Consider the following 18,391-nt stretch of genomic DNA (forward strand, 5'->3'; position numbering starts at 1 on the left):
TTGAGTTGAGGGTTGTGACCACTCGAGTTGAGGGTTGTGCCTCCGGCCGTGGTCCGAGAGCCCGACTCAACCGGTCGCACTCCTCAACTCAACCGGTCGCACTCCTCAACTCAACGGGTCACAACCCTCGATTGAACGTGGTGGGACCGGGCGACCTAGCATCGGGGAGTGAGCCGCTCGTTCCGCAACGCCTGGACGGTGTGGGCGGTCGGGCTCCTGGTCTACCTGGTGGCGGTCTTCCACCGGTCGTCGCTGGCGGTGGCCGGGCTCGCGGCGGCGGACCGGTTCGACATCAGCGCGTCGCAGCTGGCGACGTTCACGATGCTCCAGCTGGTCGTGTACGCCGGCATGCAGATCCCGGTGGGGCTCCTGGTCGACCGCTTCGGCTCGCGCAGCGTCCTGCTGTGCGGCACGGTGCTGCTGACCGCGGCCCAGGCGGGCTTCGCGCTGGCCGACACCTACGCCGCGGGGCTGGCCGCGCGCGTGTTCGTCGGCATGGGCGACGCGATGACGTTCATCTGCGTGCTGCGCCTGGTGAGCAGCTGGTTCCCTGCGCACCGGATCCCGCTGGTCACCCAGCTGACCGGCACCCTGGGCCAGCTCGGCGCGGTGCTCGCGGCGGTCCCGATGACCTGGGCGCTGGGCCACCTCGGCTGGACCCGCGCCTACCTGGTCGCGGCCTCGGTCGGGGTCGCCCTCGCGCTCGCGGTGCTGCTGGTCCTCCACGACACCCCTGCCCGGCGCCACCTGCGCGGTCCGGCGATGTCGCTGAGCGCCGTGCGCCACAGCCTCGCGGCGTCGTGGGCGCACCCCGGCACCCGGCTGGGGTTCTGGATGCACTTCTCCACCCAGTTCAGCGCCACCGCACTGAGCCTGCTGTGGGGCTACCCGTTCTTCGTCGAGGGCGAGCACCAGTCGCCGGCCACCGCCGGCGTCCTGCTCACCCTGATGGTCCTCGCGGTCATGGCCTCGGGGCCGGTGCTCGGCTGGCTCGTCGGCAACCACCCCTGGCACCGCTCCACGATGGTGCTCACCATCGTGTCGTCGATCGTGGTCGTGTGGACCGCGGTGCTCGCCTGGCCCGGGCACGCGCCGACCCCGCTGCTCGTCGTCCTGGTGCTGGTCGTCGGGGTCGGCGGTCCGGCCTCGATGATCGGCTTCGACGTGGGCCGCACCTCCAACCCGCCGGAGCGGTTCGCCAGTGCGAGCGGGATCATCAACCAGGGTGGGTTCGTCGCGAGCCTGGTCCTGGTCATCGTCATCGGCGTCGTGCTCGACTGGCGCACGCCGGGAGCGGGCACCGACTACACCCCGTCGGCGTTCCGCTGGGCGATGAGCACCCAGTACCTCATCTGGGCCCTCGGTCTCTCGCAGGTCTACCGCTTCCGCGTCCAGGCCCGCCGCGTCATCGACCGGGGCGCCCTCGAAGCCAGCGCGCGAGCAGCGGCGTGAACGCCAGGATCACCACCAGCCGGAACAGCTGCACGGCCATCACGTAGGTGACGTCCGAGCCGCTGTCGGCGGCGGTGGCGAGCACGGCGAAGAGCCCGCCGGGGGTCGTGGCGAGGTACGCCGTCAGGCCGTCGACCGGCGTCAGCCAGGCCAGCACCGCGCCCATGAGCGCGGTGGCGGCCACCATGGCCACGATGATCAGCAGGACGACCGGCAGCAGCCGGGCGATCGAGGCGAGGCTGGCGCGGGTGAAGCGCAGCCCCACCTGCACCCCGATCAGCCCGTAGGCGAGCCACTGCAGGACGGTCGGCACCATCGGCTCGCCGAACCACCCCGTGGCCCCGAGCGCGACGGCGACGGTGAGGGGGACCAGCAGCGTCGCCGTGCTGAAGCGCACCACCCGCGCGAGCAGCAGTCCGACGACCAGTGCGACGGCCGTGAACGCCAGGTCGGCGCGCCCGGACGCGTCGCCCGCGGTGTAGCGGCCGAGCCCGTGGTCGGGGTGGAACACCGCCGCGGTCACCAGCGGCATCGTGACGAGCACGACGAAGACGCGGAGGTACTGGACCACGGTCACGACCCGGTCGTCCGCACCGAGGTCGCGCGCCACCGCGACCACCCCGGACGCGCCGCCGGCGATCATCGCGAACGCGCCGGTCACCCGGCTCACCTCGCCGTGCAGGGCGAGCAGCCGCCCCGCCACCAGGCTGATCGCGACCGTGCCGAGGGTGACCACGACGATGGGCAGCAGGGCCGGTCCGAGGCTCGCGAGGGTGGCCAGGCTGACCAGCGAGCCGATCGTGATGCCGACCAGGCCCTGCGCGCCGCGGAAGGCCCAGGGCGGCAGCGCGAGCACCCGCGGCGACGTGAGGGCGTGCGCCATGCCGCCCACCAGCGACCCGAAGAGGACCGCGGACGGGACGTGCGCCCAGCTCAGCAGCACCGACAGGACCAGGGTGATCCCGAGCACGAGGACCGCCGCGCGCAGCGGGGTGCGGTCGCGCTCGGTCATCGTGCCTACGCTACGACCATGACGAACATCGATCTCGGGCGCCCGCTGCAGGGCGACGTGGTGGACCTGATCCTCGACGACCATCGGCGGTTCGAGGCGCTGCTGCGCGACCTGCGCGACAGCAGCCAGGACCGCGACGCGGTCCGCCGCGCCTTCGCCACCCTCCACGTCGCCCACGCCGAGGCCGAGGAGCGGCACGTGTACCCGAAGCTCCAGCGCAAGGACGCGGTGGACGAGGACGAGGCCGAGCACGGCGTCCACGAGCACGCGGAGGGCAACGCCGCCCTGCTCGCCGTGCTGGAGTTGTCGGGCACCGACACCCAGGCGTTCGACGACGCCGTCGAGGAGCTCGCCCGCGTCGTCAACCACCACCTCACCGAGGAGGAGCTGACGATCCTCAACCCGGCGCGCGAGGAGGTCGGACCCCGGGTCCGCGCCGACCTCGGCGTGCTGTTCGCCGAGGAGCGCAACGCCCAGGTCGACGATGACTGCGGCCGGGTGGACAACGTGCGCCGCCTCGTGGAGGACGCCCGTCGGCGCGGCCTCCTCGAGGACGACGAGGACTGACCCGGGGAGGGCCGCCGTGGACGTGGAGACGATGCTGGCCCACTGCCTGGCCAAGCCCGGCGCGTGGGCGGACAACCCGTGGGAGCACGAGCACCCGGTGGTCAAGGTCGGCCCGGGGGAGCGCGGCAGGATCTTCGCGTTCCTCTCGGCGGGCGGCGTCGGCGTCAAGGGCGGACCGACCCGTGAGGTGGCCGACGAGTGGCTGCACCGCTTCCCCGGGGACGCCACGGTGATGCGCTACATCGGGCGCAGCGGCTGGAACGACCTCGCGTTCGGCGGCGCGATCCCCGACGAGGAGCTGCTCGAGGCGGTCGACGAGTCCTACCGGCTCGTCGTCGAGAAGCTGCCGCGGCGGCTCAGGCCTCCGGACGGCGACCCAGCACCGTGAGGCCGACCAGGCGGGCGACCACCAGGGCGACGTAGAAGACCCCGGCCACCGCCTCGACCATGACGAAGGACCGGGCGTGCAGCCCCACCGGGACGATGTCGGAGAGGCCCACGCTGGTCAGGGTGGAGAAGGACAGGAACAGCAGCTCGAACCAGGGTCGGTCGCCGGGACCGCCGGTGCCGACGAAGGACCCCGGCCAGAGCACCTGCGAGGCGGCGTAGACGTAGGCGAAGCCCCAGGCCACCACGGTGAACGCCGCCCCGGTCGCGAAGATCTCGTCGCGCGTGACCCGCTCGTCGTGGAACAGGTAGCGGATCATCGCGTAGGACACGTAGAAGTAGAACGGCGCGTGCAGCAGCGCGGAGACCAGGACCACCGTGTCCTGGTGGGGCCACACCGCCTCGAGGATCGTGAAGAGCATCGCCGGGACGCCGAGGAGCACCGCGAACCAGGTGAGCGCCGGCGTGCGACGTACGGCGGCCAGCGCGGCCACCACCACGCAGAGCTGGACCACCCCGAGCACCGAGCGACCCCAGACGGTGTCGCCGAGGAACGGGAAGGCGAGCACGGTGAAGAGCTGGACGACCAGCAGCACCCCCGACGGGTGGTTGCGCACCACGTCGACGGGCGAGCGCGCGGTCACCACCACCACCCGGGCTTGCGCTGCTCCTTGTCCCGCTTGCGCTCGAGCCGGCGCACCTCCGCGTCCACGATGTCGTCCCGGGTGGCGACCGTGCGCACCACGTTGAGCAGGCTGAAGACGATGACGAACGCCGGCCAGAAGAAGTAGGGGTCGAAGCTGCCACCGCCCCAGGAGGTGACGAACCAGATCGCGGTGGTCACCAGGCTCGCTGCGCCGGCCGACATGACCGCCTCGCGGCGCTTGGCGCGCCAGTGCCGCTCGGCGAGCAGCTCGAGGTCGCGGCGCGAGGCGTGCACGAGGCTGCCGCTGGGTGGGCGCACGGCGACCAGGTCACCGAGCAGCGGGTTGACGTCGCCCAGCACGCGCACACCGGCGACCTGGCGGCTGCGCTCGTCGTACTCCTCGCGGTCGAGCCGGCCGTCGGCGTACGCCTCCGCGAGCACCTGCTCGACGAGCAGCCGGTCCTGGTCGGAGGCGCGGATCCCGGTGAACCGGCGGTCGCGCGGGTCGTGCGTGAACGACGACCAGACCTCCTGCTCCACGCCGCCATCGTAGGAGGCGCCGGTCCAGGCGACGCCGGACGGCAGGGTTTCGCCGCCGTCACCCCAGGGGAGGACGGTCGTTGACCTGCCGGGAGGGCAGCGGGCGTCGTTGCTCGAAACGAGAACACGTTCTACTGTGTGCGCGGTCTAGACAGGTTCACGGGAGGTGCGGGATGGCGTTCTCCGCCGTGTCGGTGCTGCGCGGCCCGGGCGAGATCGCCGCCATGGTCGTGGAGGTCACCAAGCGGATCTTCACCACGCCCTTCCAGCTGCGTGAGTTCGTCGAGCAGGCCTGGTTCATCACCAGCGTGACCCTGATGCCGACGATCCTGGTCTCCATCCCGTTCGGCGCGGTCATCTCGCTGCAGGTCGGCAACCTGACCGGCCAGCTCGGCGCGCAGTCCTTCGCCGGCGCGACCGCGGTGCTCGCCGTGGTCCGCGAGGCGGCCCCGATCGCGGCCGCGCTCATCATCGCGGGCGCGGCCGGCTCCGCGATCTGCTCGGACATGGGGGCCCGCAAGATCCGCGAGGAGATCGACGCGATGGAGGTGCTCGGCGTCGACCCGCTGGCCCGGCTCATCGCGCCACGCGTGGTGGCGACCATGTTCGTCGCACTGATGATCAACGGCATCGTGATCGGCGCCGGCATCGGCGGCGGCTACTTCTTCACCGTGATCGTGCAGGGCGGCTCGGCCGGCGCCTTCCTGTCGTCGTTCACCGCGCTGGCCAGCCTCCCCGACCTCTACATCTCGATGGTCAAGGCGGTGGTCTTCGGCTGGCTGGCCGCGATCGTCGGCGCCTACAAGGGCCTGAACGCCGGCGGCGGCCCGAACGGCGTGGGCCGGGCGGTCAACGAGTCGGTGATCGTCGCCTTCATGCTGCTGTTCTTCCTCAACGCGGTGATCACGGCGATCTACTTCCAGATCGTCCCGCCGCCGGGGCTCTGAGACGCCGATGTCCCAGCTCTCCGTCCTCGGCAGCAGCTTCGTCCGCGGCCGCCGCGACTCCCTCGAGGCGTACGGCGACCAGCTGCTCTTCTACGTCAAGGCGCTCGGATGGGTGCCCCGTGCCGTGCGGCGCTACCCGCGCGAGATCCTCAACACCCTCGCCGAGGTGACCTTCGGAGCGGGTGGGCTGAGCCTGATCGCCGGCACCGTCGGGGTCATCGCGTTCCTGGCGTTCTTCGCCGGCACCGAGGTGGGCATCCAGGGCTACGCCTCCCTGAGCCAGATCGGGGTCGCGAAGTTCAGCGCCTTCATCTCGGCCTACTTCAACACCCGCGAGGTCGCGCCCCTGGTCTCCGCGATCGCGCTGGCGGCCACCGTGGGCTGCGGCTACACCGCCCGCCTGGGGGCCATGCGCATCTCGGAGGAGATCGACGCGCTCGAGGTGATGGGCATCCCGTCGCTGCCGTTCCTGGTGACCACCCGGATGGTCGCGGCGTTCGTCGCGGTGATCCCGCTCTACATCGTGGCGCTGAGCGCGTCGTACCTCTCGCCGCGGCTGATCACCACGCTGATCTACGGCCAGTCGCCGGGCACCTACGACCACTACTTCCTGCAGTTCCTGCCACCGATCGACATGCTCTGGTCGTTCTTCAAGCTGCTGTTCCTCGCCGTCGCGGTGATCCTGGTCCACTGCTACTACGGCTACACCGCGTCGGGTGGGCCGGCGGGCGTCGGGATGGCGGTCGGCCGGGCGATCCGCACCAGCATCGTCACGATCGTCGTCGCCGACTTCTTCCTCAGCTTCGCGATCTGGGGCTCCACGACCACCGTGCGGATCACGGGCTGAGGCGCGGGCCGATGCTGGTCAACATCCACCACGACAGCCGCCGGGAGCACCGGCGGCTGCAGGTGGCGGGCGTCGCCTTCCTCACCGGGATCGCCCTGCTCGTGGCGCTCTCGATCGCCATCTACGACAAGGCGTTCGCCGACGTCACGACGGTGACCATCCAGGCCGACCGGGCCGGCCTGCAGCTCGCGAAGTTCGGCGACGTCCGGGTCAACGGCGCGCTGGTCGGGCAGGTGCGGAAGATCTCGCAGAGCGGCGACCACGCCGAGATCACCGTGGCCCTCGACCCCCACGAGGCCGAGCAGATCCCCGACAACGTCACGGTGCAGATCCTCCCGACGACGCTGTTCGGGCAGAAGTTCGTGTCGCTGGTGCTGCCCGACGACCCCTCCGGCACGCCGCTGGCCGACGGCGACGTGATCCCGGCGGACCGGGTCGAGACCAACGTCGAGCTCAACCGGATCCTGGCGCGGCTGTTCCCGCTGCTGCGGTCGGTGCAGCCGGCCGACCTGAACGCGACCCTCAACGCCCTGGCGACCGCCCTCGGCGGCCGCGGGGAGCAGCTCGGCGCGACGATGGACGAGCTCGACCACTACCTCGGGCAGATCTCCGGGCACCTGCCCACGCTGCGCACCGACCTGGTCAAGCTCGCCGACGTCGCCGACACCTACGACGCTGCCGCTCCCGACCTGCTCGGCGTGCTGCGCGACGTCACGGTCACCAGCCGCACCGTGGTGGACAGCAAGCAGCAGCTGCGCACCTTCTTCTCCGACCTCGGCGGCCTGGCCGACACCTCGACCCGGGTGCTGCAGGCCAACGGCGCCAACCTGATCCGGCTGGGCCAGGTCACCGAGCCGGTGCTGCGGCTGCTCGCGGTCTACTCACCCGAGCTGCCCTGCCTGCTCGAGGGCGCCGCCCGCTACGCGCCCCGGCTCGCGCGCACCTTCGAGGGCAACCAGGTCAAGCAGTACCTCGAGTTCGGCACGCCGCAGTACCGCGCCTACGACCAGCGCGACCGCCCGACGTACGGCGAGGTCGGGCACGGTCCGTGGTGCCTCGGGCTGCCGAGCCCGAGGGTGCCCTCGCCGCCGGTCGCGCTGAAGCAGGGCAGCGACATGGACGAGCACCCGCCGACCTCCCCGGTGCCGCCGTACCTCGCGGCTCCCGGAGGCCTGGGCCGCGTCGGCGCCGACTACTCCGGCAGCACCGGCGAGCAGCGGATCCTCAACGCGCTGCTCTCCGCCCGCACCGGTGTCGCCGCCGACTCGTTCGGGTCGCTCGGCTCGCTGATGTACGGCCCGCTCGTGCGCGAGGGGGTGGCCCGGTGACCAGGAACTCCACCACCATCGCGGCCGGGGTCAAGCTCGGCATCTTCACCGTCGTCTCCATCCTGGTCACCGGCCTGCTCGCCGCGATCATGGGCAACGTCGGGTTCGGCAGCGGTACGACGTACCGCGCGGTGTTCAGCAACGCCTCGATGCTCGAGAAGGGCGACGACGTGCGGGTCGCCGGCGTCAGCGTCGGCGAGGTCAAGGACGTCGAGCACTACCAGCGCACCGAGGCGGTCGTGACGTTCCGGGTGAAGTCCGACGTCCCGCTGACGACGGCGTCCCGCGCGGAGATCCGCTTCCTCAACCTCGTCGGCGACCGCTACCTCGCGCTCGAGCAGGGCGCGGACCGCGGCGCGGAGCCGCTGGCCGACGGCGCCACCATCCCGATCGGGCAGACGCAGCCGGCGCTCGACCTGACCGTGCTCTTCAACGGCTTCCAGCCGCTCTTCCAGGCGCTGGACCCGAAGCAGGTCAACGACCTGAGCATGAACCTCGTGCAGGTCCTGCAGGGCGAGGGCGGCACCGTGCAGAGCCTCCTGGCCCACACAGCGTCGCTGACCAACACCCTGGCCGACCGCGACCAGCTGATCGGCCGGGTCGTCGACAACCTGAGCCAGACGCTGACGACGGTCGACAGCCGGCACCAGCAGCTCGACGACCTGGTCGTCGGCCTGAAGAACTGGATGGCCGACCTGGCCCGCGACCGCCACGTCATCGGGGCGTCGATCGGCAACATCTCCGACCTGACGGTCGTCGTCGCCGACCTGCTGCGGCAGGGCCGCCCGCTGGTCAGGTCGGACGTCGCCAAGCTGCGTCGGCTCGCCGCGCTGCTCAACGAGAAGAAGAACAGCGCCAACATCGTCGACCTGCTCGACCGGTTGCCGGAGTCGATGACCGACCAGACCCGGACCGGCACGTACGGGTCCTGGTACAACTACTACGTCTGCGGGTTCAGTGGCCGGATCACGCTGCCGGCGGGCCTCGGCGCGCTGCCGGGTGTGAAGCTGCTGATGGACCGGCTCAACCACCTGGAGTTCCACTCCACCGCGCCGCGCTGCAACGGGGCGACGGCGCCATGACGATCTCGCGGACCTACAGCGACGCCAAGATCCTCCGGCTCGGCGCCATCACCGTCGTGGTGATGCTCCTCGTGGTGGCCGCGGCGTTCAACCTGTCCCAGTTCCCCGGCTTCAAGGGCAGCACCTACCGCGCGGAGTTCAGCGACGCGAGCGGACTGCACCACGGTGCGATGGTCCAGGTCGGCGGCATCCGGGTGGGCCGGGTGCAGGACGTCGCGCTCAAGGACAGCAACACCGTGCTGGTCACCTTCGAGGTCGACAAGGACGTGGACCTCGGCACCGAGAGCCGGGCCTCGATCGAGGTGCTCAACCTGCTCGGCGAGAAGTACCTCGACGTCCAGCCGGCCGGCCCCGGTCAGCTGTCCGCCGACGACGTGATCCCGCGCGACCGCACCGAGTCGGCGTACGACATCGTCGGGGTCTTCGGCGACCTGACCACCACGACCGAGCGGATCGACACCGGGCGGCTGACCCGGGCCCTGGACGTCGTGGCCGACACGACCAACGACGCCGCGCCCGAGATCGAGCAGAGCTTCCGGGGGATCGCGCGACTCTCCCAGTCGGTCGCGTCCCGCGACCAGCAGGTCCAGGCCCTGCTGAAGAGCGCGCAGAGCGTCAGCACCCTGCTCGCCGCGCGCGGCCAGGACCTCGTCGACCTGATGAAGCACAGCGACCTGGTCCTGCGGGAGGTCCAGCGCCGCAAGGAGGCCATCCACCTGCTCCTGGTCAATGCCCGCGACCTCGCCGTGCAGCTGCGCGGTGTGGCCCGCGACAACCAGGCCCAGATGGCGCCGGCCCTCGCGGAGGTCCACGACCTGCTCGCGCTGCTCAACAGCAAGCAGCAGCAGCTCGAGGACACCCTGAAGGCCCTCGGGCCCTACGTATCGATCCTCGGCAACATCATCGGCACCGGACCGTGGTTCGACGCCTACGCCTCCAACCTGCTGGCGATCCCGAGCGGCGAGTTCCAGCCCGGTCAGCTGGGGGGCCAGTGATGGACGCCCTCACCACGGTCAGCAGACGCGCGATCGCCCTCGTGGTCGCGGTGCTCCTCCTCGTCACGGTGTGGTTCGTGTGGCTGCGCGACGACACCGAGACCAAGACGCTGACCGCGCACTTCCCGCGGGCGGTCAGCATCTACGCCGGCAGCGACGTGCGGATCCTCGGGGTCAACGTCGGCCGGGTGACGGCGGTGACCCCCGAGGGCAACTCGGTGCGCGTCGACATGGAGTACGACGCCCAGTACGACGTGCCTGCCGACGCCAAGGCCGTGATCGTCACCCCGACGCTGGTGGCCGACCGCTTCGTCCAGCTGACCCCGGCGTACCAGCCGGGCGACGACCTGATGGCCGACGGCGCCGACATCGCGCTGCCCGACACCGGGGTCCCGGTCGAGCTGGACCGGATCTACGCCAGCCTGCGCGACCTCTCCGAGGCGCTCGGTCCCAACGGCGTCAACAAGGACGGCACGCTCGACCACGTCCTGGCGGCCGGTGCGCAGGCGCTGGGCGGCAAGGGCGCCCTCGGCCACCAGATGCTGACCCGCCTCTCGCAGGCGGCCGAGACGTTCGGGGACGGGTCGGGGCCGCTCTTCGCGACCGTGACCCAGCTCGCCCGGCTGACCACGACCCTGGCGCACAACGACCGCTTCGTGCGGGCGTTCGTGCGCGACCTGGCCGGCGTCTCCGGCCAGCTCGCGCGGGAGCGCACCGAGATCCGCGCGGCGCTCGCGTCGGTCGCGGACGCGGTCGGCACCGTGAAGTCGTTCGTGCACGACAACCGCCAGGCCCTGGTCGACGACCTCGACCAGCTGACCCGGGTCGTGAAGACGATCGGCTCGCAGAAGGACAGCATCGACACCGCGCTGCGCGTGGCGCCCACCGCGATCGGCAACCTCGCGCTGGCGTTCAACAACCGCACCGGCAGCATCGGGTCGCGGATCGGCGTCAGCGGCAACGTGTGGGACGCCGACGGGTTCCTCTGCGCGATCGTGCAGCAGTCCGGGCTGCCCCGGCCCAGCGCGGACCTCGCCTGCAAGCTCTTCAAGCAGCTGCTCGAGCCGGTCGAGGGCCAGGTCCCGACGATCCCGCCCGCCACCCCCGGCAAGGCGTCGACCGGCGCGGGCTACAACCGGGTGCAGCAGTACGCCGCGACCGGGTCCCCCTCGCTGGGCGACCTGATGGGGGGTGGCTCGTGACCCGCGCCCTTCGCTGCGCCGCACTGCTGCTGGCCCTCGCGCTCCTGACGGCCGGCTGCAAGTTCGACGGTGCCTACGACCTGCCGCTGCCCGGCGGCCCCGTCGACGACGACCACTCCTTCGAGGTCACCGCCGAGTTCGCCGACATCCTCAACGTCGTCCCGAAGTCGCCGGTGATGGTCGACGACGTGACCGTCGGCGAGGTCACCGACGTCGAGCGCGTCGGGTGGCACGCCCGGGTCACCCTGCGGATCCGGGACGACGTGGAGCTGCCCGACGACGCGATCGCCGAGATCCGGCAGGTCAGCCTGCTCGGGGAGAAGTACGTCGCTCTCGAGGCGCCGCCCGGCGGCGGCCAGGGGCGGCTGTCCGACGGCGACGACATCGGTCTGGCCGACACCGGGCGCAACCCGGAGGTCGAGGAGGTGCTCGGGGCGCTGTCCTTCCTGCTCAGCGGGGGCGGCGTCGCGCAGCTCGGCACGATCACCCACGAGCTGAACGCCGTCATGGACGGCCGCACCGACCGGCTGCGCCACCTGCTCGGCTCGTTGGACGACGTGGTGGCCACGATCGACGCGCAGAAGGCGGACATCCTGCGTGCCATGGAGTCGGTCGACCACCTCACGTCGACCCTCAACCAGGAGAAGCGCACCATCACCGACGCCCTCGACGCGACCGGCCCGGCGGTGCAGGTGCTCGCCGCGCAGCACGACCAGCTGATCGCGATGCTGCGCTCCCTGGACCGACTCGGGGTCGTCGGCACCCGTGTCATCGGGCAGAGCAAGGACGACCTGCTGGCGTCCCTGCGCCACCTCCAGCCGGTGCTCGAGCGGCTCCACCGGGCCGGCGACGACCTGGCCCCGGGCCTCAACCTGCTGGTCAGCTTCCCGTTCCCCAAGGAGGCCTCGGAGATCGTCAAGGGCGACTACGCCAACACCTCGATCCGGGCCGACATCAACCTCGAGAACGTCATTCCCACCGGCCAGCCCGGCGGCGGGATCCCCGGCGTCGACCCCGGGCACACGCTCAGCCTGGTCGAGAGGTGCCTGCGCAGCGGCGACCTGCAGAGCAAGGCCTGCCAGCGGGTGCTGGCCTCCCTCGAGCTGGTCAAGGCGCTGAAGCGGGCCTGCGCGAAGAAGGAGTACGACGGCAACCCGGTCTGCACGGTGATCGAGGCGCTCCCCGGCAGCGGTGGGGGAGGCGGCGGCCTCGGCGGCCTGCTCGACGGGCTCGGGTCGACCCTCGGGGGTGGCCTCGGCAGCGGCCTGGGCCGGGCCCTGACCGACGGGTCGGCCACCGACGAGCCCAGCCCCACGAGCCTCTACGGAGGTGGGTTGTGACGCGCGGCGTGCGGTTCCGGATCGCGGCGTTCGTGGTGCTCAGCGCCGTCGGCATCGTCTACATGGCGGGCAGCTACCTCGGCCTGGTCGACCGGGTGCTCGGCCGGGGGATCACGGTGCACGCGACGCTGCCGGCGTCCGGCGGACTGTTCGAGGGCAGCGAGGTCACCTACCGGGGCGTCAAGATCGGCAAGGTCGCCGCGATGGACGCGACCCGTGACGGCGTGACGCTCGACCTCGCCCTCGCTGACGGCACCCGGCTGCCGGAGGACTCGCCGATGTACGTGCACAACCTGTCGGCAGTGGGGGAGCAGTACCTCGACTTCGAGCCGCCCGACCAGAAGGGCCCCTACGCCACCTCCGGCTACACCTTCCACGGCTCGGCGGACTCGCTGCCGGTCGACGAGGGCGACCTGCTCGTCGAGCTGGACCGGTTCGTGGAGTCGGTGGACAAGCAGGACCTGCGCACGGTCGTGCACGAGCTCGGCACGATGTTCACCGACACCGGGCGCCCGCTCCAGCGACTGCTCGACAGCGGCAGCACGTTCGTGCGCCAGGCCTCGGCGCACACCGACGACACCATCCGGCTGCTCGACCGGGGCGAGCGGGTGCTCTCGACCCAGCAGGGCCAGAGCGAGAACATCCGCAGCCTGGCCCGCAACCTGCACCTGCTGACCTCGGCGCTGGCCGGGAGCGACCGCGACCTGCGGTCCGTCCTGGCCGACACACCCGGTGCTGCCCGCGAGGTCGACGCCCTGCTGCGCGACCTCGAGCCGACGCTGCCGGTCCTGCTCGGCAACGCGGTCAGCGTCAACCAGGTGGTCGTCTCGCACCTGCACGGCCTCGAGCAGCTGCTGGTCACCTACCCGCGGGTGATCGCGTCCGGGTTCACCGGGACCCCCGGGGACGGCTACGGCCACGTCAACCTGCAGCTGGACTACCGGACCCCGCCGTGCACCGCCGGCTACAAGCCGCGCAGCGAGTGGCGCCCGCCGAGCGACCTGACCGACAGCCCCATCTACCCGGCGCGGTGCACGAGCGGGGCGCCGTACGTGATGCGCGGCCCCACGCACTCGCCGGACGAGTCGGCCACCGGCGGCAGCTCGTCGCCCGGTCGGGTCTACCGCTCGTCCTACGACCCGGCGACGGGTCTCGTCTCGGGAGCAGTCGACGCGCGCGGTCACGCGGTGCGCTTCGACGATCACGCCGACCTGTCGATCCTGGGAGGGGACGCATGGAAGTGGTTGCTGGTGGGCCCGGTGAGCGGCCCGTGAGGCGCGGTGGCGCCGGCCTGACGATCGGCCTCTACGTCCTGGCGCTGGCGCTGGCGTGCGCCTGCGTGTTCGGTGGGGTGCTGGTGTGGCAGCACCACAGCGACGAGCAGCAGACGGCGGCGGAGCAGGAGCGGTACGGCGACGTGCTCGCCGCCGCGCGAGCCGAGGTCGAGGCGTTCGTCAACATCGACTACCGGGACGCGCAGTCGAGCATCGACGCGGTCGCCGCCGGGGCGACCGGTGACTTCGCCAAGCAGTACGACAGCTCCACCGCCGGCGTCGTGAAGCTGCTCCAGCGCGAGAAGTCGGTCATGGACGGCAAGGTGACCTGGGCCGGCGTCGTCGACGTCGACGCCGACAGCGCGACCGTGCTGGCCGCCACGACCGGCACCGTCGCCAACGTCTCCACCAAGGACCAGAAGGTCGCGCGCCTGTTCCGGCTCAAGCTCGACCTCGTCAAGGTCGGCGACCGCTGGCTGACCAGCAACCTGGAGTTCGTCGGATGACCGCCGACACGCCCCGCACGCGGACGTCCCGCACCTCCGTCGGCCGCCCCCGCAAGATCGCCGGGCAGCGCGGCCCGGCCGACCCGGCCCACCCCGCGACCACCGGCGACCCGGTGGTCGAGCAGCGAGGAGCGCCAGCGACGAGCGACCGTCGAGACCCCCCGACCACCGGCGGCCCGCGCCGCCGCACGAACCTCGTCCTCCTCGTGGTCGTGGCCGTCCTGCTCGTCATCGGTGCCGCCGAGACCTGGTACCTCACCCGCGACGACAGCCCGGCTCCGTCGAGCTCCCGCCCGGTGGTGGTGGGCGACGCGACCCGCGGGGAGGCGGTGGAGACCGCGGCCCGCACGACCGAGGACCTGTTCTCCACGACCTACCAGGGCTACGACCAGCAGGTGCGGGAGGCGACCGCGAAGACCACGTCGGCCTTCGCGACGAAGTACCAGAAGACGGCCGACGGCATCCGCGACGCCTTCGTGGCGCGCCGCACCCGGATGCAGACCGAGGTCGTCGGGCAGAGCGTGGTGCAGGCCTCCGCCGAGCAGGTGCAGGCGCTGCTCTTCCTCAACCAGTACGTCCAGAAGGTGGTCGACGGGCAGCCCCGGACCGACTACTCGCAGTACCGCGCGCTGGTCACCGTGGTGCGCACCGAGCACGGCTGGCTGGTGTCCGACATCACGACCAGCTGAGGCACGCCGACCCGGTCCGCCGGCGGCGTACTAGTGGTACGTTCGGATCAACTAGAACACGTTCCACTGCGCGCGGCTCGTTGAGCATCGCCGCCAGAAGGAGAAGGATCGCGGCGTGGCTGACCAGCAACCCCACGAGACCGACCTCCTCGTCATCGGCGCCGGCCCGACCGGGCTCTTCGCCGTCTACTACGCCGGGTTCCGCGGGATGAGCGTCGCGCTCGTCGACTCGCTGCCCGAGCTCGGCGGGCAGATCACCGCGATGTACCCCGAGAAGATGATCCTGGACGTCGCGGGCTTCCCCGGCGTCAAGGGACGCGACCTGGTCGAGGGCCTGGTGACGCAGGCGGCGACCGCGCACCCGGCGTACTTCCTCGAACGGACCGCGAGCACCCTGGTCGAGGACGCGGACGGCGTCACCGTCGGTCTCGACGACGGCACCGAGATCCGGGCGAAGGCGGTGCTGGTCACGGCCGGCATCGGCAAGTTCAGCCCGCGTCCGCTGCCGGTGGGCGGCGACTGGCTGGGTCGTGGGCTGGAGTTCTTCGTGCCGAGCTTCGCTCCGTACGCCGGCAAGGACGTCGTCATCGTCGGCGGCGGTGACTCCGCGTTCGACTGGGCGCTGCACCTCGAGCCGGTGGCCCGGTCGGTCACCCTCGTGCACCGCCGCGACGGCTTCCGCGCCCACGAGCGCACGGTCGAGGCCGTCAAGGCGACGTCGGTCGAGATCGTCACCCGCGCGCAGGTCTCCGCGATCCACGGCAACGGCACGGTCGAGTCGGTCGAGCTCACCGTCGACGGCGAGGTCGTCACCCGGCCCGCGCAGGCGATCGTCGCCGCGCTGGGCTTCGTCGCCGACCTCGGCCCGCTCCAGCACTGGGGGATCGAGGTCGAGAAGCGGCACATCGTGGTCGACTCCTCGATGCGCACCAACCTGGCGCGGGTCTTCGCCGCCGGCGACGTGACCGAGTACCCCGGCAAGGTGCGGCTCATCGCCGTCGGCTTCGGCGAGGCCGCCACCGCCGTCAACAACGCAGCCGTGGTCGTCGACCCGCACGCCCACGTCTTCCCCGGACACTCCTCGGAAGGGAGCTAGCAATGAAGATCAAGGTCGACTTCGACCTCTGCGAGTCCAACGCCCTGTGTGTGGCGATGGCCCCGGACGTCTTCGAGCTCGACGACGACGACTACCTCCAGCTCCTCACCGAGGACACGACGCCGGAGAACATCGACGCCGTGCAGCGCGCCGTCGCGGCCTGCCCGCGCACCGCGCTGTCGCTGGAGGACTGAGCGTGTCGCAGGAGGACCTGTCGCCGGACGCGCTGTCGTTGGAGGGCAAGGTCGCGATCGTCACCGGTGCGGGCGCCGGGCTCGGCCGCGCCGAGGCGCTGGCCCTGGCGGACGCCGGCGCGCGGGTCGTGCTCAACGACCTGCCCGGCGGCGCCGACGGCACCGCCGAGGAGATCCGCTCCCGGGGCGGCGAGGCGGTCGTCGTACCCGGTGACGTGGGGGAGCGGGCCACCGCCGACGCCATGGTGGCCGCGGCGGTCGACGGCCTCGGCCGCCTCGACGTCGTCGTCAACAACGCCGGCGTCACCCGTGACCGGATGCTGTTCAACATGTCCGACGAGGAGTGGGACCAGGTGGTGCACATCCACCTGCGCGGCCACTTCCTGCTCTCGCGCAACGCCGCGGCCTACTGGCGGGCCACGGCCAAGGAGTCCGGCCCGGTCGGCGCTGCGGTCGTCAACACCGCGTCCGAGGCGTTCCTCTCCGGCCCGCCCGGACAGGCCAACTACGCCGCCGCCAAGGCCGGCATCGCCGCGCTCACCGTGTCGACCGCCCGGGCCCTGGGGAGCAGCGGGGTGCGCGCCAACGCGATCTGCCCGCGGGCCCGCACCGCGATGACCGCCCAGGTGTTCGGCGAGGACACCTCGGGCCAGGAGGTCGACCCGTACTCGCCCGAGCACGTCGCCCCCGTCGTCGCCTACCTCGCGTCGCCGGCGGCCGCGAACATCACCGGCCAGGTCTTCGTCGTCTACGGCGGCATGGTCGCCCTGGTCGCGGCACCGGTCGTGGAGCAGCGCTTCGACAAGGCCGGGACGCTGTGGACCCTCGAGGACCTGGACAAGCAGCTGGGCGGCTACTTCGACGGCCGCGACCCGGCGGTCGGCTTCGCGGCCGACTCGATCATGAAGCTCACCGTCTGATGGGCGGCCGGCTGGACGGCAAGGTCGCCATCGTCACCGGTGGCGCCATGGGCCAGGGCGCGGGCATCGTGCGCGCGTTCGTCGCCGAGGGCGCGGCGGTCACCGTCGCCGACGTCGCCGAGGAGCAGGGGACCGCGCTCGCCGAGGAGCTCGGCGCCCACTTCGTGCGCCACGACGTCTCGGACGCCGAGTCGTGGGCGCGGGTCGTCGAGGACACCAACACCCGCTTCGGGCCGGTCAGCGTGCTGGCCAACAACGCCGGCATCCTGCGCTTCGGCGACATCGAGCGGATGCCGGCCGACGAGGTCGAGCTGCTGTGGCGGGTCAACCAGCTCGGCTGCTTCCTCGGCATGCAGGCGGTCACCCGCACCATGCGCAAGAACGGCGGTGGCTCGATCATCAACGCGTCATCGGTCGAGGGCCTCGCGGGGATGCCCGGCTGCACGGCGTACGCCGCCACCAAGTGGGCGATCCGCGGCATGACCAAGTGCGGTGCCATGGAGCTCGGACCCAAGGGCATCCGGGTCAACTCCGTGCACCCCGGCATGATCGACACCCCGATGACCCGGGTGCACGGCGGCGACGCCGCGATGGAGTACGGCGCCTCGAAGGTGCCGCTGCGCCGCGTCGGCCACCCCGAGGACATCGCCCCGCTCTACGTGTTCCTCGCCAGCGACGAGTCGTCGTACATCAATGGCGCCGAGATCTCCATCGACGGCGGGGTCACCGCGACCCATGCGTTCGGGGGCTGACCCGTGGCCAACCAGCGCGCGCAGGTCGTGATGAGCGACGCCGAGATCGCCGAGTTCCTCGAGCAGCAGCGCTCCTCCACGCTGGCGACGTACGGCCCGCAGGGGCAGATCCACCTCGTGGGCATGTGGTACGCCGTGCTCGACGGGGCGATCTGGTTCGAGACCAAGAAGAAGGCGCAGAAGACCGTCAACCTGCGCCGCGACCCGCGCTGCTCCTTCCTCGTCGAGGCCGGCCACACCTACGACCAGCTGCGCGGCGTCGCCATCGAGGGCACCGCCGAGGTGGTCGAGGACGAGTCGGTCGTCTGGGACGTCTGCGTCAACATCTTCGAGCGCTACAACGGCGAGTACTCCGAGGAGATGAAGCCGTTCGTGGAGTTCATGGCCCACAACCGCGCCGCGATCCGCCTGGACCCCCAGCGCACCCGCTCCTGGGACCACCGCAAGCTCGGGCTCCCGGTCATGGAGCTGGGCGGCTCGACCGCGCCGTACGTGGAGTAGCGGTCTGGTCCGCTGGCCCATACCGCCGCGGCGCTCGGAGCCGGGTTCGGCCTGTTCGCCGCCGCCGGTGCGCGACGCGATCTAGTGTCCACGCCAATCTCGGGTCGTCCACCG

General features: G+C 71.6%; 21 protein-coding genes. 18 read left to right on the forward strand and 3 right to left on the reverse strand.

Annotation, left to right across the window (positions count from 1 at the left end; genetic code table 11):
• Window positions 1-168 precede the first annotated feature (168 nt).
• Window positions 169-1,452, forward strand: a complete 1,284-nt coding sequence (locus tag ACILRH_RS17740) for a nitrate/nitrite transporter (RefSeq protein WP_395695380.1) — start codon at window positions 169-171, stop codon at window positions 1,450-1,452.
• On the opposite strand, the gene ACILRH_RS17745 is transcribed toward ACILRH_RS17740, so the two are convergent.
• Entirely contained in the window at window positions 1,406-2,464 is a 1,059-nt protein-coding gene (locus tag ACILRH_RS17745) for an AbrB family transcriptional regulator (protein WP_395695381.1), read from the reverse strand. The two genes, ACILRH_RS17740 and ACILRH_RS17745, sit on opposite strands and share 47 nt — an antisense overlap.
• An 18-nt stretch (window positions 2,465-2,482) precedes the next feature.
• On the opposite strand from ACILRH_RS17745, the gene ACILRH_RS17750 reads away from it, so the two are divergent.
• Together ACILRH_RS17750 and ACILRH_RS17755 are read left to right on the forward strand one after the other, a co-directional pair.
• A complete protein-coding gene (locus ACILRH_RS17750; protein ID WP_395695382.1) occupies window positions 2,483-3,031 on the forward strand; it encodes a hemerythrin domain-containing protein in 549 nt (182 codons plus the stop codon).
• Between the two features lie 16 nt (window positions 3,032-3,047).
• Window positions 3,048-3,419 (forward strand): MmcQ/YjbR family DNA-binding protein, encoded by a 372-nt coding sequence (locus ACILRH_RS17755; protein WP_395695383.1) that lies wholly within the window; start codon window positions 3,048-3,050, stop codon window positions 3,417-3,419.
• On the opposite strand, the gene ACILRH_RS17760 is transcribed toward ACILRH_RS17755, so the two are convergent.
• A complete protein-coding gene (locus ACILRH_RS17760) occupies window positions 3,388-4,062 on the reverse strand; it encodes an ion channel (RefSeq protein WP_395695384.1) in 675 nt (224 codons plus the stop codon). The two genes, ACILRH_RS17755 and ACILRH_RS17760, sit on opposite strands and share 32 nt — an antisense overlap.
• Window positions 4,059-4,604: a DUF1707 domain-containing protein gene (locus ACILRH_RS17765; RefSeq protein ID WP_395695385.1), complete on the reverse strand. Its 546-nt coding sequence runs from the start codon at window positions 4,602-4,604 to the stop codon at window positions 4,059-4,061. Before ACILRH_RS17765 ends, ACILRH_RS17760 begins: the two co-directional genes overlap by 4 nt.
• Window positions 4,605-4,777: 173 nt before the next feature.
• Between ACILRH_RS17765 and ACILRH_RS17770 the strand changes: the two genes are divergently transcribed.
• The 15 genes from ACILRH_RS17770 (at window position 4,778) to ACILRH_RS17840 (ending at window position 18,277) form a co-directional block, all read left to right on the forward strand.
• A complete protein-coding gene (locus ACILRH_RS17770) occupies window positions 4,778-5,551 on the forward strand; it encodes an MlaE family ABC transporter permease (protein ID WP_395695386.1) in 774 nt (257 codons plus the stop codon).
• A 7-nt stretch (window positions 5,552-5,558) separates the two neighbouring features.
• Window positions 5,559-6,398 (forward strand): MlaE family ABC transporter permease, encoded by an 840-nt coding sequence (locus ACILRH_RS17775; protein WP_395695387.1) that lies wholly within the window; start codon window positions 5,559-5,561, stop codon window positions 6,396-6,398.
• Window positions 6,399-6,409: 11 nt separating this feature from the next.
• Window positions 6,410-7,726, forward strand: coding sequence for an MCE family protein (locus ACILRH_RS17780; protein WP_395695388.1), 1,317 nt, complete (start codon window positions 6,410-6,412; stop codon window positions 7,724-7,726).
• Window positions 7,723-8,808, forward strand: a complete 1,086-nt coding sequence (locus tag ACILRH_RS17785; protein ID WP_395695389.1) for an MCE family protein — start codon at window positions 7,723-7,725, stop codon at window positions 8,806-8,808. Before ACILRH_RS17780 ends, ACILRH_RS17785 begins: the two co-directional genes overlap by 4 nt.
• A complete protein-coding gene (locus tag ACILRH_RS17790; RefSeq protein WP_395695390.1) occupies window positions 8,805-9,803 on the forward strand; it encodes an MCE family protein in 999 nt (332 codons plus the stop codon). The genes ACILRH_RS17785 and ACILRH_RS17790 overlap by 4 nt, the downstream gene beginning before the upstream one ends.
• A complete protein-coding gene (locus tag ACILRH_RS17795; RefSeq protein ID WP_395695391.1) occupies window positions 9,803-11,005 on the forward strand; it encodes an MCE family protein in 1,203 nt (400 codons plus the stop codon). The genes ACILRH_RS17790 and ACILRH_RS17795 overlap by 1 nt, the downstream gene beginning before the upstream one ends.
• Entirely contained in the window at window positions 11,002-12,345 is a 1,344-nt protein-coding gene (locus ACILRH_RS17800; protein WP_395695392.1) for an MCE family protein, read from the forward strand. Before ACILRH_RS17795 ends, ACILRH_RS17800 begins: the two co-directional genes overlap by 4 nt.
• Before the next feature lie 8 nt (window positions 12,346-12,353).
• Window positions 12,354-13,619: an MCE family protein gene (locus ACILRH_RS17805; protein WP_395695393.1), complete on the forward strand. Its 1,266-nt coding sequence runs from the start codon at window positions 12,354-12,356 to the stop codon at window positions 13,617-13,619.
• A complete protein-coding gene (locus ACILRH_RS17810) occupies window positions 13,616-14,125 on the forward strand; it encodes a hypothetical protein (protein ID WP_395695394.1) in 510 nt (169 codons plus the stop codon). Before ACILRH_RS17805 ends, ACILRH_RS17810 begins: the two co-directional genes overlap by 4 nt.
• The gene (locus ACILRH_RS17815; RefSeq protein ID WP_395695395.1) at window positions 14,122-14,814 is read left to right on the forward strand and encodes a hypothetical protein; all 693 of its coding nucleotides are present in this window, start codon (window positions 14,122-14,124) and stop codon (window positions 14,812-14,814) included. Before ACILRH_RS17810 ends, ACILRH_RS17815 begins: the two co-directional genes overlap by 4 nt.
• 115 nt (window positions 14,815-14,929) lie before the next feature.
• Complete coding sequence (locus ACILRH_RS17820) at window positions 14,930-15,910, forward strand: NAD(P)/FAD-dependent oxidoreductase (protein ID WP_395695396.1); 981 nt, start codon at window positions 14,930-14,932, stop codon at window positions 15,908-15,910.
• Window positions 15,911-15,912: 2 nt separating this feature from the next.
• On the forward strand, window positions 15,913-16,104 hold the full coding sequence (locus ACILRH_RS17825; RefSeq protein WP_395695397.1) for a ferredoxin: 192 nt from the start codon (window positions 15,913-15,915) through the stop codon (window positions 16,102-16,104).
• 2 nt (window positions 16,105-16,106) lie between these two features.
• Window positions 16,107-17,024, forward strand: coding sequence for a 3-oxoacyl-ACP reductase (locus ACILRH_RS17830; protein ID WP_395695398.1), 918 nt, complete (start codon window positions 16,107-16,109; stop codon window positions 17,022-17,024).
• On the forward strand, window positions 17,024-17,776 hold the full coding sequence (locus ACILRH_RS17835) for a glucose 1-dehydrogenase (RefSeq protein ID WP_395695399.1): 753 nt from the start codon (window positions 17,024-17,026) through the stop codon (window positions 17,774-17,776). The genes ACILRH_RS17830 and ACILRH_RS17835 overlap by 1 nt, the downstream gene beginning before the upstream one ends.
• A gap of 3 nt (window positions 17,777-17,779) precedes the next feature.
• Window positions 17,780-18,277, forward strand: a complete 498-nt coding sequence (locus ACILRH_RS17840) for a pyridoxamine 5'-phosphate oxidase family protein (protein ID WP_395695400.1) — start codon at window positions 17,780-17,782, stop codon at window positions 18,275-18,277.
• Window positions 18,278-18,391 lie beyond the last annotated feature (114 nt).

The organism is Nocardioides sp., from assembly GCF_044226765.1.
Lineage (GTDB): Bacteria > Actinomycetota > Actinomycetes > Propionibacteriales > Nocardioidaceae > Nocardioides.

What these genes read in the sequence shown, in the direction of transcription:
- ACILRH_RS17770 (WP_395695386.1), top strand. Translation starts at nt 4,778, where the DNA reads ATGGCGTTCTCCGCCGTGTCGGTGCTGCGCGGCCCGGGCGAGATCGCC.
- ACILRH_RS17790 (WP_395695390.1), top strand. Translation starts at nt 8,805, where the DNA reads ATGACGATCTCGCGGACCTACAGCGACGCCAAGATCCTCCGGCTCGGC.
- ACILRH_RS17780 (WP_395695388.1), top strand. Translation starts at nt 6,410, where the DNA reads ATGCTGGTCAACATCCACCACGACAGCCGCCGGGAGCACCGGCGGCTG.
- ACILRH_RS17795 (WP_395695391.1), top strand. Translation starts at nt 9,803, where the DNA reads ATGGACGCCCTCACCACGGTCAGCAGACGCGCGATCGCCCTCGTGGTC.
- ACILRH_RS17815 (WP_395695395.1), top strand. Translation starts at nt 14,122, where the DNA reads ATGACCGCCGACACGCCCCGCACGCGGACGTCCCGCACCTCCGTCGGC.
- ACILRH_RS17750 (WP_395695382.1), top strand. Translation starts at nt 2,483, where the DNA reads ATGACGAACATCGATCTCGGGCGCCCGCTGCAGGGCGACGTGGTGGAC.
- ACILRH_RS17825 (WP_395695397.1), top strand. Translation starts at nt 15,913, where the DNA reads ATGAAGATCAAGGTCGACTTCGACCTCTGCGAGTCCAACGCCCTGTGT.
- ACILRH_RS17775 (WP_395695387.1), top strand. Translation starts at nt 5,559, where the DNA reads ATGTCCCAGCTCTCCGTCCTCGGCAGCAGCTTCGTCCGCGGCCGCCGC.
- ACILRH_RS17745 (WP_395695381.1), bottom strand. Translation starts at nt 2,464, where the DNA reads ATGACCGAGCGCGACCGCACCCCGCTGCGCGCGGCGGTCCTCGTGCTC.
- ACILRH_RS17835 (WP_395695399.1), top strand. Translation starts at nt 17,024, where the DNA reads ATGGGCGGCCGGCTGGACGGCAAGGTCGCCATCGTCACCGGTGGCGCC.